This window comes from Aeromonas sp. MR7 (genome assembly GCF_963899385.1).
In the GTDB taxonomy this organism is placed as follows: Bacteria; Pseudomonadota; Gammaproteobacteria; order Enterobacterales; family Aeromonadaceae; genus Aeromonas; species Aeromonas bestiarum.
Window position 1 is genome coordinate 140,502 of sequence record NZ_CAWQXH010000051.1, and the last position, 16,775, is coordinate 157,276.

General features: G+C 62.9%; 18 protein-coding genes. 9 read left to right on the plus strand and 9 right to left on the minus strand.

Going from position 1 to position 16,775, the window contains the following annotated elements:
* The first annotated feature begins 54 nt into the window (after positions 1-54).
* Positions 55-306 (plus strand): YkgJ family cysteine cluster protein, encoded by a 252-nt coding sequence (locus AACW87_RS20705; RefSeq protein ID WP_043556964.1) that lies wholly within the window; start codon positions 55-57, stop codon positions 304-306.
* Between the two features lie 92 nt (positions 307-398).
* Here AACW87_RS20705 and AACW87_RS20710 read toward each other — a convergent pair whose 3' ends face one another.
* The 4 genes from AACW87_RS20710 to hemC are packed head-to-tail and all read right to left on the minus strand — an operon-like array spanning position 399 to position 4,329.
* Positions 399-1,562 (minus strand): heme biosynthesis HemY N-terminal domain-containing protein, encoded by a 1,164-nt coding sequence (locus AACW87_RS20710; protein ID WP_098980925.1) that lies wholly within the window; start codon positions 1,560-1,562, stop codon positions 399-401.
* A 10-nt stretch (positions 1,563-1,572) separates the two neighbouring features.
* A complete protein-coding gene (locus AACW87_RS20715; protein ID WP_043556963.1) occupies positions 1,573-2,622 on the minus strand; it encodes a uroporphyrinogen-III C-methyltransferase in 1,050 nt (349 codons plus the stop codon).
* On the minus strand, positions 2,619-3,353 hold the full coding sequence (locus tag AACW87_RS20720) for a uroporphyrinogen-III synthase (RefSeq protein ID WP_241326054.1): 735 nt from the start codon (positions 3,351-3,353) through the stop codon (positions 2,619-2,621). Before AACW87_RS20720 ends, AACW87_RS20715 begins: the two co-directional genes overlap by 4 nt.
* Before the next feature lie 46 nt (positions 3,354-3,399).
* The gene (hemC, locus tag AACW87_RS20725; protein ID WP_241326022.1) at positions 3,400-4,329 is read right to left on the minus strand and encodes a hydroxymethylbilane synthase; all 930 of its coding nucleotides are present in this window, start codon (positions 4,327-4,329) and stop codon (positions 3,400-3,402) included.
* Between the two features lie 323 nt (positions 4,330-4,652).
* Between hemC and AACW87_RS20730 the strand changes: the two genes are divergently transcribed.
* Positions 4,653-7,184 carry a class I adenylate cyclase gene (locus tag AACW87_RS20730; RefSeq protein WP_043134973.1) on the plus strand — a complete coding sequence of 844 codons (2,532 nt, stop codon included), beginning with the start codon at positions 4,653-4,655 and terminating at the stop codon, positions 7,182-7,184.
* 114 nt (positions 7,185-7,298) lie between these two features.
* Here the strand turns inward: AACW87_RS20730 and AACW87_RS20735 are convergent, their stop codons facing one another.
* Entirely contained in the window at positions 7,299-7,952 is a 654-nt protein-coding gene (locus tag AACW87_RS20735) for an alpha/beta hydrolase (protein ID WP_241326023.1), read from the minus strand.
* Positions 7,949-8,263 (minus strand): iron donor protein CyaY, encoded by a 315-nt coding sequence (gene cyaY, locus AACW87_RS20740; protein WP_241326024.1) that lies wholly within the window; start codon positions 8,261-8,263, stop codon positions 7,949-7,951. The genes AACW87_RS20735 and cyaY overlap by 4 nt, the downstream gene beginning before the upstream one ends.
* Before the next feature lie 73 nt (positions 8,264-8,336).
* On the opposite strand from cyaY, the gene lptM reads away from it, so the two are divergent.
* From lptM to AACW87_RS20770, 6 genes are all read left to right on the plus strand, one after another.
* Positions 8,337-8,513: an LPS translocon maturation chaperone LptM gene (gene lptM / locus AACW87_RS20745; RefSeq protein ID WP_017408874.1), complete on the plus strand. Its 177-nt coding sequence runs from the start codon at positions 8,337-8,339 to the stop codon at positions 8,511-8,513.
* A 19-nt stretch (positions 8,514-8,532) separates the two neighbouring features.
* Entirely contained in the window at positions 8,533-9,783 is a 1,251-nt protein-coding gene (gene lysA / locus AACW87_RS20750; protein WP_103471726.1) for a diaminopimelate decarboxylase, read from the plus strand.
* A 124-nt stretch (positions 9,784-9,907) separates the two neighbouring features.
* Positions 9,908-10,738: a diaminopimelate epimerase gene (gene dapF, locus AACW87_RS20755; RefSeq protein ID WP_277606837.1), complete on the plus strand. Its 831-nt coding sequence runs from the start codon at positions 9,908-9,910 to the stop codon at positions 10,736-10,738.
* An 81-nt stretch (positions 10,739-10,819) separates the two neighbouring features.
* Positions 10,820-11,500, plus strand: a complete 681-nt coding sequence (locus tag AACW87_RS20760) for a DUF484 family protein (RefSeq protein ID WP_065401948.1) — start codon at positions 10,820-10,822, stop codon at positions 11,498-11,500.
* Positions 11,493-12,449, plus strand: a complete 957-nt coding sequence (gene xerC / locus AACW87_RS20765) for a tyrosine recombinase XerC (RefSeq protein ID WP_241326025.1) — start codon at positions 11,493-11,495, stop codon at positions 12,447-12,449. Before AACW87_RS20760 ends, xerC begins: the two co-directional genes overlap by 8 nt.
* Positions 12,450-12,483: 34 nt before the next feature.
* Positions 12,484-13,194 (plus strand): HAD-IA family hydrolase, encoded by a 711-nt coding sequence (locus AACW87_RS20770; RefSeq protein WP_241326026.1) that lies wholly within the window; start codon positions 12,484-12,486, stop codon positions 13,192-13,194.
* Positions 13,195-13,222: 28 nt separating this feature from the next.
* Here the strand turns inward: AACW87_RS20770 and AACW87_RS20775 are convergent, their stop codons facing one another.
* A complete protein-coding gene (locus AACW87_RS20775; protein WP_241326027.1) occupies positions 13,223-13,621 on the minus strand; it encodes an STY0301 family protein in 399 nt (132 codons plus the stop codon).
* Between the two features lie 41 nt (positions 13,622-13,662).
* Positions 13,663-15,189 (minus strand): mechanosensitive ion channel family protein, encoded by a 1,527-nt coding sequence (locus tag AACW87_RS20780; RefSeq protein ID WP_241326028.1) that lies wholly within the window; start codon positions 15,187-15,189, stop codon positions 13,663-13,665.
* A gap of 115 nt (positions 15,190-15,304) precedes the next feature.
* Between AACW87_RS20780 and AACW87_RS20785 the strand changes: the two genes are divergently transcribed.
* Complete coding sequence (locus AACW87_RS20785; protein WP_241326029.1) at positions 15,305-15,718, plus strand: hypothetical protein; 414 nt, start codon at positions 15,305-15,307, stop codon at positions 15,716-15,718.
* Here the strand turns inward: AACW87_RS20785 and AACW87_RS20790 are convergent, their stop codons facing one another.
* Positions 15,719-16,492, minus strand: a complete 774-nt coding sequence (locus tag AACW87_RS20790) for a gamma-glutamyl-gamma-aminobutyrate hydrolase family protein (RefSeq protein WP_241326030.1) — start codon at positions 16,490-16,492, stop codon at positions 15,719-15,721.
* Positions 16,493-16,775 lie beyond the last annotated feature (283 nt).

Below are 16,775 nucleotides of genomic sequence, written 5' to 3' on the forward strand. Positions count from 1 at the left end.
AGGGGAATCGCGGCCCTTTGATAGACTGGTTCGCCACGCACAGGAAAGCGTTACATGGAATGTCGTCAAGGTTGTGGAGCCTGTTGCATTGCCCCCAGTATCAGCAGTGCCATTCCGGGCATGCCCGCCGGCAAACCGGCCGGGGTGCCCTGCGTCCAGCTCGATGTGCGGCTGGGCTGCAAGATCTTCGACCAGCCGGATCGTCCTCTGGTGTGCAGCGGTTTTAGACCCATGCCGGATGTGTGCGGCTATCACAGGGAGGAGGCCATCTGGCTCATAGGTGAGCTGGAGCGGCTGACGGCATAAGCGGGTTGCGGCGTAACATCAGAGCAGAACAGATAAAAGAGAGGCCGCAATTGCGGCCTCTCTTGTTGGTGCTTCTGGCGCAGGGCCCAGGATCAGACGTCGGCCAGTTGCAGGGCCTGCCGATAGTATTCGTTGGCCTTGTTGGTGAGGCGGCGCTTGTCCATGACCTGGCCGAGGGCGTGGTAGACGGCGGCACTCGGTGCCTTGGCCACCGCCTGCTCCAGCAGGCGCTGGGCCTCGTCCAGCTGGCCGGCCAGCAGATAGGTCTGGGCCAGTGCGGCGTCGACACCCGGCTGATCCTGGATCTTCTGCAACAGGGTCAGCATGGGCTGGTAGTTGTCGAGCTTGAGTCTGGGCAGGCGGGCCAGCAACTGGGGGGAAACCTGCTTGCGCAGCGCATCCAGCCAAAGTTCGGCGGCTTCGTTGTCGGCACCGAGCTGACGCAGCCGATCCCCATAGCAGGCCAGCAGATCCGGATCCTGGCGCAGCTTGCGGGGCAGATCCTGCCAGACAGGGCGCAGGGTATCGAGGGCGTCGCTGGCGGCTTTGAGCCGGCCACGCCAGGCCTGATGCAGCAGATCCTCTTCCTGTTTGGGGGTCAGCTTGCCCACCTTGTGCAGGGCGGGGATGAGGTCGATGAGGGCCGTCCAGTCCTCGCGCGCCAGGTGTACCTGACGCAGCTGATCCAGCACCATGGGGTGGCGCGGGTTGAGGGCATAGATGGATTCCAGCATGGCCAGCGCCGTATCGTACTGGCCCTGCTCTATCTGCAACTGGGTCTGGGTCAGGGTCAGCGCCAGCTCGGCCTTGGGGTTCTCCTCCTGCGCTTTTTGCAGGTATTGATCCCGGCGCACGTCATCGCCACGGGCCTGGGCGGCCTTGGCGGCGCTCAGGTAGTTGAGCAGCGGTGTGTCGCTGTTGCTGGCGCCCTTGAGCATCAGCTTCTCGGCCTGGCTGTAGTGACCTTCGGCCATGGCCAGGGTGGCGGCCACGGTCTGCTGGTTGGCCTTGCGGCGTCGACGCGAGCCGTACCAGCCCAGCGTTTTGCGACGCAGGCCGAACACCCGGCCCAGCACCCACTCGACGATGAGCAGGGCGCCATAGAAGAGCACGGCCAGGATCACGGCGCTGGTGACCGAGGACTCTACCGTGTAGTTACCCAGGGCGATCAGCACATACCCCTTGTTGCCGGAGGCTTGCGGGCCGAATATCAGCCCCGCCACCATCACGGCCACCAGAACAATCAGACGAATCATGGTGCCCTCCTCAGTTGCTGGCCAGAATGCGTTGCAGGCGCTCGGTCAGCACCTCTTCCAGCATGGCTTGGGTCTTGAAGCGATCCGGATAGTCGAACTGGATCTGCTCACCCTTGAGCTTGTCCAGTTCGGACTGCATGTAGTGGGTCGCGCTGTTGTCGGTATCGAAATACTGGGTCAGCCAGCGCTGTGCCTTCTCCAGGCTGTCGTCATACAGGGCCTGCTGCTCGCGGTAGACGGCGAGCTGGGCTTGCAGCAGCTTGGTCTTGAGGTTCTCGCGCAGGAAGATCTCCTGCTGCGGGGAGAGCAGGGCCTCCACGGCACCATCGCGGCGACGTATGGTGATGAAGTTCTCGGTGAACTTGACCCAGTTCTTCTTCAGGTTGCTTTCCCACTCGTCCGGGTTGGTGCTGACGGCCTGATCCGGTTCGATTTTCGCTTCCGGCATGCTGACGGTGGAGAGCGGCAGCAGCTCTATCTGATCGGAGAGGGCGGCCAGCTTCAGGGTCAGCCCCTCGCGATCGACTCTGGGCATCCCCTTGAGCTGGGCTATGTCTGCCGCCAGCGCCTTGCGGATGGGCATCAGGCTGGGGTCGTTGAGCGCCTTGATGCGCTCGTCGGCATTGCCGAGCAAGGTGATGGCGGAGATGAGGTCATGCTCCAGCCACAGCTTGCGGCCCGCCATGCGCACCAGATATTCGGATTCGGCCAGCATCCAGTCGTTGGGACGCTTGTCGTTGAGATCCAGCACCCGGTTCTGCAGGCCCTTGAGCTCGTCTTGCAGCAGTTGCTGCTGCTTGCCGACGGCGGCCAGCTGCTCACTCTCCTTGCTGTTGCTCTGATCCAGTTTGCTCATGGCCTCGGCCAGTTGCAGCTTGAGCTGATCCAGTTCCCCCTGTTGGGCCACCGCACTCTTGTGGCCGTGCAGGTAGAGACCGCCGGTCAGGCCGAGGGCCAGCAATATGGCCACGCCGCCCAGCAGGGCGCCGGAACGGCTCTTGCCGCCGTTGACCACGGCGGTCGGCTGGGGCTTGACCTGGGTTTCTTGTTGTTCAGTCATTCCATCTTCCTCAGTTCCAGAGCGGCCGTCAGGGCCTGGTTGGATGCACCTTGGGCAATCGTGATTCGGGTAAAGCCCGCCGCCTCGGCCATCTCGGCCACGCGGGGGCTGGGCACCACCAACAGGCGGTCATAAAGCCAGGGTTGCTGCTGGCTTGGCACCAGTTCCAGCAACCGCTGCAACAGTTCGCCACTGGTGATGAGCAGGCTGTCGAGCCCGGCCGCCTGCCAGTGGCGAGTCAATGCGTCCCCGTCGAGTTCGGGGTAGTGGCGCTCATAGGCCGCACAATAGTGCACCAGAGCACCGCGTGAGGCCAGCGTCCGGGCGATGAGATCCCGACCGCCATTGCCGCGCAGGATCAGCACCCGCTTGCCGCTCACCTGTTGCAGGGCGGGCAGGGCCAGCAGCCCTTCGCTGCGCGGATCGTCCGGGCAGCTCGCCGCTATGCCTGCATCGGCGAAGGCGTCCGCGCTGGCCTGACCGACTGCAAAGTAGTCAATATGTGGCCAGGTCTGACCAGTTTGCAACAGAAAATGGTGAGTAAAATGAACTGCATGCACGCTGACGGCTATGACTATGTCTGCCTGGGGCAGCAGTTCGGACAGGCGAGAGAGTTCGCTGCCCGCCACGGTTTCCAGCAGCGGACAGCAGAGCGGTGCGTGGCCGTGCCGGCGCAACAGCTGCACCAGCTCGGCGGCCTGGGCGGCCGGGCGCACCACCAGCGGGATCATCAGGCAGCGCTCAATGGTTGTGGCCATGATCCGGCCCGGCCCGCACTCATGCCCGGTAGACCTCGGCCAGTATGACGTCGGCGCCCGCCGCCAGCAGGCGCTGGGCCAGGGTGTGGCCGAGCGCCTCGCCATCGGCCAGCGGACCGCGGATCTCGTCGCGGACCACCTGACGGCCATCCGGGCTGCCCACCAGGCCGCGCAACCAGACTTCCTCCCCCTGCACCAGGGCATAGGCACCGATGGGCACCTGACAGCCCCCTTGCAGGGCGCGGTTCATGGCGCGTTCGGTCAGCACCCGGATCCGGGTCTCTGCGTGTTCGAGCGGGGCCAGCAGGGCGTGTAGCTCCTCATCGTCGAGCCGGCACTCGATGCCGACTGCCCCCTGACCGTTGGCGGGCAGGCTCTGTTCCGGTTCGATGAAGGCGGTGATGCGATGTGCCATCTCCAGCCGTTTCAGGCCGGCGGCGGCGAGTATGATGGCGTCATATTCACCGGCATCCAGCTTGGCGAGACGGGTATTGACGTTGCCGCGCAGGTCGCGGATCACCAGATCCGGGCGGGCGGCGCGCAGCTGGCATTGACGGCGCAGGCTGGAGGTGCCGACCACGGCACCTTGCGGCAGCGCCTCTATCTGGCTGAAACGGTTGGACACGAAGGCATCGCGCGGATCTTCGCGCTCGCAGATGGTGTGCAGACCCAGTCCCTCGGGGAACTCCACCGGCACATCCTTCATGGAGTGAACGGCGATGTCGGCGCGTCCTTCCAGCATGGCGGTCTCCAGTTCCTTGACGAACAACCCCTTGCCGCCCACCTTGGCGAGAGGGGTATCCAGGATCTTGTCACCCTGAGTGCTCATGGGTACCAGCTCGACCTGCAACTCGGGGTACAGGGCTTCCAGCCGGTCTTTGACGAAGTTGGCCTGCCACAGGGCCAATGGGCTCTTGCGAGTGGCAATTTTCAGGGTTCGGGCTGCCATATCAATCAGTTGTTTCATCTTTAGAAGGAAAACGATCTTACCACCCTTTGCAGGGGCTTTCATGGCGCAGCCAGCAAAAGCGGGGCCAAGCTCAAAAAGGGGGGCTGAAAATGATTTTCATTAAGTTGAATTAATTTATTAATTCATTGAATCTACTAATTTTTATTGCTTTCCACTGATACTGTTCAGCTGCCAGTCATAAATAATCCGGTGATTCAGTGCGGGCTTGTTTACCACCGCTGTTTGCATTGTTAACATGATCACACTTTTTTGACGTCTCCCCGTTTTGGTGCGTCATTTCTTACCTCGGTATAGGCAGGGCATTGCTGGTAAAACTCGATACGCTGGTGGCGCGCTACGACGAACTCAATCGTCTCAAGACGCAACGGGCGTTAGGTCTCATGAGTCGCTATGGGCAGCAGGTCTTCCAACTGCTGCCCGTCATGCTGCACTTCAATCATCCCCTGTTGCCCGGTTATGTGGCAGGTGATGTGCCCCACGGCATCTGGAGTTTTACCGCCAACGAGGCCCAGCAGGCCTTCATCCAGGATCTGTGCCAGAACGCCAACTGCCAGAACGGCCTCACTACCCACGACAAGTCGATCCAGGGGCTCTACTCCATGGGCAGCACCTCGTCCATCGGCCAGTGCTGCCACTCTGATCTCGATATCTGGGTCTGCCACGTGGCCGGTTTGTCGCAGGAGCGGCTCGAGCTGCTGGATCTCAAGTGCCAGCAACTCTCCAAGTGGGCCGAGCAGCGCGGGGTGGATCTCAACTTCTTCCTGATCCCCGAGGACAAGTTCCGCCAGCGCAACGATGCCCAGATGCAGGGGGAGAGCTGCGGCAGCGCCCAGCACCTGCTGCTGCTCGACGAGTTCTACCGCAGCGCCATGCTGATCGCCGGCAAGCGCCTGCTCTGGTATCTGGTGCCTGCCGAGTATGATGATCGCTACGACGAGTACGTGAACGGCCTGTTTGCCCACGGCAAGCTGAGCCAGGACGACTGGCTCGATCTCGGCGGCTTCGACCGCATTCCTGCCGAGGAGTACTTCGGCTCCGCCTTGTGGCAGCTCTATAAGGGCATCGACTCCCCTTACAAAGCCGTGCTCAAGTCGGTGCTGATGGAGGCTTACTCCCACGAGTATCCCAACACCCGCCTGCTGTCTGTCACCAGCCGCGACTGGTTCCAGCACAACGAGGGCATGCACTACCGGCTCGACAACTACTGCCTGATGCTGGACAAGGTGACCAACTACCTCAAGTCCATCGGCGACATGCAGCGACTCGATCTGGTGCGACGCTGCTTCTATCTGAAAGTGTGTGACGGCCTCAGCCATCCGAAGGAGGATCACTCCCCGGCCTGGCGCCGCGAGCAGATGACCCAGCTGGTAGCCTACTGGGGCTGGAGCCCGGAGCGGCTGCATCATCTGGATCACCGCCAGGAGTGGAAGGTCGAGGACGTCAAGGTGGCCCACGCCGAGCTGCTGGAAGCCCTGATGCAGAGCTATCGCAACCTCATTCAGTTCGCCCGGCGCAACAACATCAGCGAGTCCATCAACCCGGAAGACATCGGCATACTGTCGCGCAAGCTCTACGCCGCGTTCGAGAGCCTGCCGGGCAAGGTGCAGCGCATCAACCTGACCATAGCGCCGGATCTGAGCGAACCGGATCTCAGCCTGGTGCAGGTGCCCCACGGCCGGCTGAATCGCGCCGGCTGGTATCTCTACAAACATTCGCTGGAGCCGGCGGACATCATAGGCCGGGCACCGCTCGAATATAACGGTTACATCAGCAAGCTGGTCTCCTGGGCCTACTTCAACGGCCTGCTGACGCCCCAGTCCCGGGTGCACCTGTTCAATCAGGGATCGGATCTGCACATCGACAACCTGCACCAGTTCTGTCGTGACCTGTCCGGCACCTTCCCGGTCAAGTATCCCCGCGCCACCAACCTGGCCCTCAGCCGTCCGTGCGAGATCCGTCAGCTCTCCATCTTCCTCAACCTGGAGACGGACCCGACCAGCCACTGGGTGGGTCAGGTGATCGAATTCGACGCCAATGCTGCCGACGTCTTCTCGTTCGGCCGCAATCTGGAGTGTCTGGTGGGATCGGTGGATCTGGTCTATCGCAACTCCTGGAGCGAGATCCGCACCCTGCACTTCCAGGGCGATGAAGCGGTAGTCGATGCCCTCACCACCATACTCGGCAAGATGCACCAGGACGCCGCCGCCCCCGAGATGATAGAGGTGTTCTGCTACAGCCAGCACTTCCGCTCCCTGGTGCGTACCCGTTTCCAGCAGCTGGTGGCCGAGTGCATCGAGCTGCGCCTCGCCCGTGACAAGCAGCAGCTGGTCAAGACGCTGGCGCTGGGGAAAGAGAAGTACGGCATCTTCTTCGAGCGGCGCGGGGTGTCGGTCAAGAAGCTGGAAAACGCCATCGACTTCTACCGTCACATCTCCCACAACAAGCTGGATCACCTGCCGCTGCGGCTCGACAAGACCCACAGCCAGCACCTGCCCGGTATCGTCGACTCCTACGCCAGCGAAGGGCTGGTGCAGTTCTTCTTCGATACCCGGGATGCGGGGACCAACATCTATATCCTGGATGAGGCGAACCGGGTGGAGATCTACCAGCATTTCGCCGGCAACAAGGATGAGCTGGTGCAGGGGGTGAACCGTTTCTACACCTCCAGCCACGAGCGTTTCAGCGATGCGGGCCAGTTCAGCAACTTCAACCTGCCCCAGTACTACGAGATAGTGCAGGTCAACGGCGAGCTGGAGGTGATCCCCTACCGCAGTCAGGGACCGCTGCGTGACGGCGCAGGCCAGGCCCGCGAACTGGGCTCGGCGACGGGGTAGCACCAGGGGTCGGGCATGGGGTGGCCGACGAGGCCCTCTTGCTGACGCGGCTCCTCGAACCTGCCAAATAAAAACGGCCTGCAGATGCAGGCCGTTTGGCTATCCGGAGCCGGCTCAGTCCGCGAGGCGGGCCAGCAGCCAGCTGCGGATGTCGTCAAGCTGGGGGCGACAGATCTCGTGGCGCATGGGGTACTCGTGCCACTCGAGCGTCAGCCCTGCCGCTTCCAGCCGGTTCTTGGCGTCCCAGCCCATGGAGAGGCTCACCACGTCGTCATAGATGCCGTGCATGTAGCAGATGGGCAGGCTGCGGGCGGCCTCGCTCATCTCCGCCAGCAGGGCGTCGGGCGCCGCCAGATAGGTGGACATGCAGAGCAGCCCGGCCAGCCGTGCCGGATGGCGCAGGGCGGTGAAGGAGGCGATGACGCCACCCTGGGAAAAGCCGGCCAGCAGGATGCGCTCGGGAGCAAAGCCTTCGGCCACCAGCTGATCCAGCAGGGCGGCGATACGATCGGCGGATTCACGCACATGGGACTCCACGGCGCGGTCTGCCGGGTCGTCGAAGCTCTTGATGTCGTACCAGCCGCGCATCTTGTAGCCCATGTTGATGGTGATGGCGCGCTCGGGGGCATCGGGTAGCAGATGGCGCACCGGCAGGTCGGCAGGCAAGTCCAGCGCATCCACCAGCGGTGCCAGACCCGCGCCGGAATCCCCCAGCCCGTGCAGCCAGATCACGGCGTGGCGGGCGTCCTGCGGATGTAGGTCGATCATGGGAATACCACAGCCTCACCCGCCTGGGTGGTGCAAGCCTTGGTCAGCAGAGCCTTGAGCTCATGGCCGAAGCGGTTGTCGATCCAGGTTTCCCCTTGCAGCTCGAAGTGGAAACCGTTCTCGCGGGTGGCGACCCAGATCTGGTGCAGGGGTTCCTGCTTGTTGATGATGACCTTGGTCTTGTTCTCGAACGACAGGGTCAAGACCCCCCCGGCGCGTTCACAATCAATATCCGGATATCCTGTGTCGACAGTGTCTTCCACATATTGGAAAAAGGCGTCGGTCAGGGCGTGATACTCGTGATCCTTCATCGGTTTATCCTGTTGCTTTTAACAATGTGAGTGCGATTATAGAGGGCCAAAAATTTTTTCGCAGCGAACCATTATGATTACCCAGCTTACCAAGTGTCTGCTTGCCACTCTTCTGTCTCTTGGTTTGGCCGCGTGTGGCCTGACGGGGCCGCTTTACATGCCGCCCCCCGAGCAGCCCCAGACCCAGAGTACACCGCAAGCACAGACGCCTGCGACCGCCGAAGCCGCCCCAGAGGCCGCGCCGCAATAATTCAGGAAGGAACCGCCCCTTGGATCACTTTAACTACGACGCCGACGGCCAGCTTCAGGCCGAACACACCTCGCTGCAATACCTTGCCGAGCAGTACGGCACTCCGCTGTACGTTTACTCCCGCGCTACCCTTGAACGCCACTGGCATGCCTTCGATCAGGCCGCAGGCGATATTCCCCATCTGATCTGCTATGCGGTCAAGGCCAACTCGAACCTGGCGCTGCTCAACCTGCTGGCCCGCCTGGGCTCGGGGTTTGACATAGTCTCCGGCGGCGAGCTGTCGCGGGTACTGGCGGCGGGCGGCGATCCGGCCAAGGTGGTCTTCTCCGGCGTGGCCAAGAGCGAAGCCGAGATGCGCCTCGCGCTGGATAAAGAGATCCTCTGTTTCAACCTGGAGTCGGAAGCCGAACTGGAGCGTCTGAACCGGGTGGCGGGCAGCATGGGCAAGAAGGCCCGGGTCTCGGTGCGGGTCAACCCCGACATCGATGCCGGGACTCATCCCTACATATCCACCGGCCTCAAGCAGAACAAATTCGGCATTCCCATCGAGCAGGCGCCCGCCATCTATCGCAAGGCGGCGGCCATGGCCAACATAGAGATCAAGGGGGTGGATTGCCACATCGGCTCCCAGCTCACCGAGTTGACGCCCTTCATGGAGGCGGCCGACAAGCTGCTGCGGCTGATCGACGAGCTGGCGGCGGAAGGCATCCAGATCCATCACCTGGACGTGGGCGGCGGGCTAGGGGTTAACTATGGCGCCGAGCAGCCACCGCACCCCACTGAATATGCCGAGGCGCTCAAGCAGAAGCTGGCGGGCCGGGATCTGACCCTCTTGTTCGAGCCGGGCCGTGCCATCGTCGCCAACGCCGGCGTGCTGCTGACCCGTGTCGAGTTCCTCAAGCCTGGCGAGACCCGCAACTTCGCGCTGATCGACGCCGGCATGAACGATCTGCTGCGCCCCTCCCTCTACGGCGCCTGGATGAACATCATAGAGGTGGACAGCCGCACGGCCCACGAGCCTGCGCTGTACGACGTGGTGGGCCCGGTGTGCGAGACGGGTGACTTCCTCGGCAAGGAGCGTACCTTGGCCATAGGCGAGGGGTCCCTGCTGGCGGTTCGCTCCGCCGGTGCCTATGGCTTTACCATGTCATCCAACTACAACACCCGTCCGCGCGCGGCCGAGGTGCTGGTGGATGGCACGCAATCCTTCCTCATCAGAGAGCGCGAGCAGTTGGCCGATCTCTGGCGCGGTGAGCATCTACTGCCCTGAAAACAGGAAGGCACCATGGCGATGGGATGGTCCAGACGCGTCTCTGTGTGCGTTGAACGCGCGAGCAGTTGACCGATCGCCGGTGTCGCGAGCATTTACTGCCTAAAGGGTACAGGAACGCACGATGTTGATAGATTTTTCCAAGATGCACGGGCTGGGCAATGACTTCATGGTGGTGGATGGCGTCACCCAGAAGGTGTTTTTCAGCAATGACGTCATCAAGAAGCTGGCGGATCGCCACTTCGGGATCGGCTTCGACCAGCTGCTGCTGGTGGAGCCGCCCTATGATCCTGAACTCGACTTTCACTACCGTATCTTCAATGCCGATGGTAGCGAGGTGGAGCAGTGCGGCAACGGTGCCCGCTGTTTCGCCCGTTTCGTGCGCCTCAAGGGGCTGATCAACCGGGATCGCATCGCGGTCAGCACGGCCCGTGGCCGCATTATCCTGCAGCTGGAAGGGGAGAATCAGGTCACGGTCAACATGGGTGTCCCCCAGTTTGAGCCGGGCAAGATCCCGTTTCGGGCCCAGAAGGCGGAAAAAACCTATCTGTTGCGGGCGCAAGAGCATACTGTGATGTGTGGTGTCGTCTCCATGGGCAACCCTCACTGCGTCATCGAGGTGCCGTCGGTGGCCGAGGCGCCGGTCGAGACACTGGGCGCCATCATGGAGCGGCACGAGCGTTTCCCCGAGCGGGTCAACGTCGGCTTCATGGAGATGGTCAACGCCACCGAGATCAAGCTGCGGGTGTTCGAGCGCGGGGTGGGCGAGACGCTCGCCTGCGGCACCGGCGCCTGTGCGGCGGCTGTGATCGGCATCAGTCAGGGCAAGCTCAAGGAGCGGGTCATCGTCAGTCTGCCGGGTGGCAAGCTGACCATCGCCTGGAAGGGACCGGGTCAGCCGGTCTATATGACGGGCCCGGCCGAGCATGTATTCGACGGCCAGATAGAGTTGTAGGCATGGGGCGGAGATGGCTCCGCTCTGCCAAGCGCTAATGTCGGGGCCTTGTGCCCCTTTTTCGGATGGACCAACCAAGTTATGAGCGAACTCAAACGGCAGGAATCACTGGTGGATGAAGCCACAGTGCTGGAGTACCTGGCCCGTTATCCCGAGTTTTTCCAGCGCCACGCGGCCATGCTGGATCGGATCCGCATTCCTCACGAGCGCAAAGGCTCGGTCTCGCTGGTCGAACGCCAGATGGACCGGCAGCGCGAGCGCATCGAGCAGCTGGAGCAGGAGATCACCGAGCTGATGGGGATCGCCAGCGAGAACGAGCGGATCTTCCGGGTCTACGCCGATCTCTACGGCGAGCTCTACGGCTGCCAGACCCTGTTCGAAGTGAGTGCCGTGATGGGCAAGGCCTTCGTGCAGCGGCTGCGGCTGACCGGCCTGCGGCTCTGGCTCAGCCCGAAGAAATTCCAGTTGAGCGGCCCAGAGCTGCGCTTCATGGCGGAGGGCAAGCAGCTCGATCAGCTGCTGGGCCAGCGGTTGCCGGGGCAGGATTACTACTTCGGCCGACTCAACCAGAGCGAGAAGCAGGCGCTGTTTGGCCACGATGTGCTGGTCAACTCCGTTGCCCTGATGCGGCTCGGCGATCTCGGCGTGCTGGCCTTCGCCAGCTCGGATCCCAGCCACTTCAGCCCCCACAACGACACCCTGCTGCTGGGTCAGCTGGGCCGCTTGCTGCAACTGCGCCTGCCCGAGCTGGTTCGTGGCTAAGGCACAGTCTCCTGCCGCCGAGCCTCTGCCGACCAGCCTGGCCGATGAGTTGGCGGCCTTCATCGAATACCTGAGGGTCGAGCGCCAGCTCAGCCCTCATACCCGCAGCAACTACCGCTCTCACCTGGAGATCATGACAGCCGAGCTGGTCAGGCTTGGCCTGAGTGACTGGACCCGGCTCGAGGCGAGCCAGGTGCGCAGCCTGGTGACCCGGATGCACAAGGCCGGACTGGTGCCCAGCTCTCTTGCCACCAAGCTCTCAGCCCTGCGCAGTTTTTGCGACTGGCAGGTGCGCCAGGGGCGGCTCAGCGCCAATCCAGCCCGCGGCATAGCGACCCCCAAGCAGGGGCGACCCCTGCCCAAGAACCTGGATGTGGACGAGATGTACCAGCTGCTCAACATCACAGACGAGCAGGATCCGCTGGCGGTGCGGGATCGCGCCATCATGGAGCTGATGTACTCTTCCGGCCTGCGCCTAGCCGAGCTGGTGGGGCTCAATCTGACGGACATCAAGCTCGATGATCGCCAGCTCAAGGTGACCGGCAAGGGCGCGCGGGAGCGGGTGCTGCCCATGGGGCGGATGGCGGTGGAGTGGTTGCAGAAGTGGCTCAAGGTGCGCCCCCTGCTGGCGGGGGACGAGGCCGAAGCCCTGTTCGTCTCGCAGCGCAAGCGGCGACTGTCGGCCCGCTCGGTGCAGGAGCGGCTCGATGGCTGGGGCAACAAGCAGGCGCTCAATGCCCACATCCATCCCCACAAGCTGCGCCACAGCTTCGCCACCCACATGCTGGAGTCGTCCGGCGATCTGCGGGCGGTGCAGGAGCTGCTGGGGCACGCGGATCTCTCCACCACCCAGATCTATACCCACCTCGATTTCCAGCATCTGGCCAAGGTGTACGACAACGCCCATCCCAGGGCCAGGCGGGATCCTGCCACCCCGGAAGATGAATAACGGGGTCTGGTTACCCCGCCGTGAAGGAGCATGAATGCATTTTTATCGCCGCTGGCAGCCGGTGGCCGCCATCTCGTTCGACCTCGATGACACCCTCTACGACAACGGCCCCGCCATTGAACGGGCCGAGCAGTGGATGCTGGCCCATCTGCGCAGCGAATACCTGGCCACCGCCATGCTGGACAAGCCACGCTGGCTGGAACTCAAGCGCGCCATCCTGCTTGCCCATCCCGAGTTGCGCCAGGATGTCAGCCTGGCGCGTCAGCGCACCATTCATGAGGCCATGGTGCAGGGCGGCATGGCGGCCGCCACCGCCAGCCGGGAGGCCGAACAGGTATTCGCCGCCTTTCTCACCGAGCGATCCAGGATAACGGTGAGCGCCGCGACTCACGACTTGCTGGCGCGATTGGCCGGGCGCTATCCGCTGGTGGTGATCACCAACGGCAACCTGGATCTGGTGCAGGCGGGGCTGGGGGATTATTTCACCCTGGTCTGCAAGGCGGGCGCGGGCGCCAGGATGAAACCGGCGCCGGACATGTTTGTGCAAGCGCAGAGGGCCCTCAAGCTGGCTCCCGGCCAGATCCTGCATGTGGGGGACCACCCGGAGACGGATGTGCTGGGTGCCCGCCTGCACGGTTTTCGGGCCGGCTGGCTAAACGAGCGCGGCCAGCCCTGGCGACAGCTGCAACTGCTGCCGGACGTGGAGCTCAATGCCCTCGGCGAGCTGGCCGACTTGCTGCTCTGACGGCGATGGCTGGCTACCCTTCACTGCGTTATTTGCGGCAGATCAGCCCGCGCAGATCGTAAGGGTCGCCCTGATTGACCCGGCAGTAGCTGATGCCGAGGGGCAGCGCCTGCTGCAGGGTGAGGGCGCTATCCTGATAGTGGCAGACCAGATAGAGAGGACGCAGGCTGCTGCCGAGCAGGCTCCAGTAGTGGATCTCGTCGCTGTCGCCATTGTCCGGTTTGAGCTGAACCAGCTCACCCGGCTCACCATCAAACAGCGCCAGGTTTGCCAGCCGGTGGCTCAGGGTCTGACTCGGTTTTCCTTCCGGATCCCGGCTCAGACCCTGCCAGCCCTCTGGTGTGGTCAACAGTTGCTGGCGGGTCTCGATTCTGGGTGGGCAGTCAAATTGCAGGGTGGCACTCAGGGCCAGGGCAGTCAGCAGCATGGAGTCGGTCTCTTGTCGAAAGCTCGGGCCTCCATGCTACGTCATAGGCCGCCAAACAGCGCCTTCAGTTTATCCAGCAGATCCCGCGGCGGCGTGACCTGTCTCAAGGATTCCGCCTCCCGTGCCAGCAGGGCCTGCTGCTCCTGCTGCCTGGCGCTCAGCACCCGGTAGAGCGGCTCGACCAGCGACTCGCGCTGCATGACCAGCTCCTGGAACATGGCCTGATTGATGCGATAGGTTTCGACGGTGCCGAGCGCCCGCACCGTGAACGGGCTGGGCTCGCCGGTGAGCAGGCTCAGCTCGCCGAAGAAGTCGCCGGCGCTGAGGGTGCCGAGCAGCAGTTCGCGCCCTTCCACCTCCACCAGCATCTCCGCATCCCCTTTCACCAGCACGAACAGCCAGCCCGAGATCTCGCCCTGGGTGAGCATGCGATCGCCGTTGACGAAGGGGGCGAACTTGACCTGATCCGCCAGTTGCAGCAGCTCTTCTTCCTGCAGCATGGCGAACAGCGGCAAGCGGCGCAGGGTGGCGGTGCGCTCTGCGGTATGGCGTTTGTGGCGCTGATCCTTGTGATCCTGATCCGTGGTCATGAAGACGTTGAAGATGGGGGGCGTGAGGCGGCGGTCGTTGCGGCGCAGGGCGGCATCGATCAGGGTGCGCACCGCAGAATCGGTGGGATCGTCTACCGCCAGATCGGTGAGCCAGTAGCGCACCGCGTAGCGGGCGACACCGTTCTCCACGTTCATCAGCAGGCAGTCGGGCATCGGGCTGGCGGAGACGTGGCGGAGGCGGGTCTCCCGCAGAGAGTGTTCCACCAGCGCTATGATCTGGGTCGGCAGGGTATCCAGGGTGATGTCGAACCAGACCCAGCGCCGCCACTGCAGGGGGGCGTTCTGTCGCCGTCCCAGCACTGTGAAGCGCTGTTTGAGCAGGTGGCTGTTGGGGATCACCACGGTTTCCCAGTTACGGGTTTCTATGGTGGTGGCGCGCCAGTTGATCTCCACCACCCGGCCCTGGGTAGTCTCCACCTGCAGCCAGTCGCCGATGGCGATGGAGTTGTCGAGCTGGATGGAGACACCGGCCAGCAGATTGCCCAGGGTGTCCTGCATGGAGAAGGCGATGACGGCCGTGATGACGGCCGAGGTGGTGACTATCTCGCCGAGCGCCATGCCGGAGGCGTAGAGCCGGAACAGGCACCAGCCGATGTAGCCGACCGTGATGACGATGTCGGCTATGATGCGCGGGATGCGGATCTGGCACAGGGGCAGCAGAAACTGGAACAGCAGTATCCCCCAGACTTTCACCAGCACCAGGCCGGCCAGCAGGCTGGAGATCTCCACCAGCCAGTGGTGGGGCAGGGGCAGGCGAAACCATCCGCCCTCGAACTGGATCAACAGTATGGTGACGGTGCTCAGCATGACGAAGCCGAGCTCGGCGACCAGCTCCCGCCGCCGGCCAGGGGAGCGCCAGAAATGGGTAGCGAGTAGAGACAGGGTCAGCAGGGTCCAGAACGGGTGCTCACCAATCCACAGCAGGGTAGGTAGCGCAATGAGGTGATCGCTAAACATAACAGCCCCTTATCATTGGTTATTTCCAGCATAGTTGCTTTCGAACCGCTAAATGGGTGCGGGGTGAGGGCAATTTATTTATGCTGGGCGCCAATGTGGCAGGGGAGTGGCGAGTGTGCGCAAGTTGAACAAGCTGGTCTGTATCGCGGGGGTCTGGTTGCTGGCGGGCTGCGATCAGCTGGCCGACAAGTATAGAGTCGAGTTTCGCGATGGTTCCTGGCGCGAGATCGCCATTACCCCCTTCTCCGACGAGGCCCGCTGGCGCGAGGGCTGTGCCACCGGCGAGGTGCTGAGCGACATGACGCTGCCGCTCAAGCGGGGCAAGACGGTCAATGGCCGCGAGCAGCTGCTCATAGGGGGCGAGCTGTTCGAGCTGGATGACGATGCCCTCTATCGCAGCAACGGCATGGTGTTCGGCCACACGCCGGATCACATCCAGCGCGGACTCAAGGGGATGGAGATATGCCGCACCCTGCGCCCCGAGCGGGGTGGTTTGCCCAAGCTCAAGGCGCGAGGGTTTGGCGACTAGTCAGCCCTTGCTGGCGCGGGCCCGGCAGGCGTCGCCGAAGGCCTCGAAAATCTTGATGGAGTGGGGATTCCCGCTTGCCTTCCACTCCGGGTGCCACTGCACCGCCAGCAGGAAGGAGGCGAGGGCAGGGGCATGGAGCGCCTCGATCAGCCCATCCTCGGCGTGGGCCAGCGGCTCAAGCCCTTTGGCCAGCGTCTTGATCCCCTGCCCATGCAGCGAATTGACCGGGATCGACGGTTGTCCCATCAGCTCGGCAAACCAGCTGCCGGGCACCAGCTCGACCTGATGACTCTCGCCATACTGCTCGTCGACCGGATCGTCCGAATCTTCCCTGTGATCGTCATAGCCCGGCTCGTTGTAGACCTTCTGATGCATGTCGCCGCCAAGGGCCACGTTGATCTCCTGCATGCCGCGGCAGATCCCGAGGATCGGCAGGCCGCGATCGAGGGCGGCGCGCACCAGCGGGATGTCGAACAGATCCCTGTCTCTGTCCTGCTGCTTCTCCGGGGTCAGGTTTTCCTGGCCGTATAGGGCGGGATCTATGTTGGATCCGGCGCCGCTCAGATAGACGCCATCCGCCAAATCCAGATACTGCGCCAGATCCTCTGTGCCGCAGCAGGTCGGCACCAGCAGCGGCACGCAGTCGCTGATCTCCACCAGCGGCATTATGTATTTGTGGGTCATCACCTGATAGGGGTGACCATTGCGGGGCTGGGCGCCCATGGTCATGAGTACGACGGGTTTACGCGGGGTGTGGGGGTTGCGAGCTGTCATGATTCACCTTGCTATCCTTTGCGGTCCTGCGCCTTGGGAAGGCCCTTGCTGCCGCTGAAAGGGCAAGGGCATGCCTCAAGGCATGGTCATGGGATCAGGGTCGTGCCGCAGTACCAGAATCGTCGGTCAGCCTGGGCAATGACAGCCTGGATCCTGATCCCAGTCTGCCAAGGCCGTTCAATATGTCAAACGAAATGATGCTGAGATGTTAACTGTTTTAAGCGAGGAGCTGCCTTGAGTCCCTTTTAAAGGGGCCTGCGGGGGTGTTGGTGAGATGAGGGAT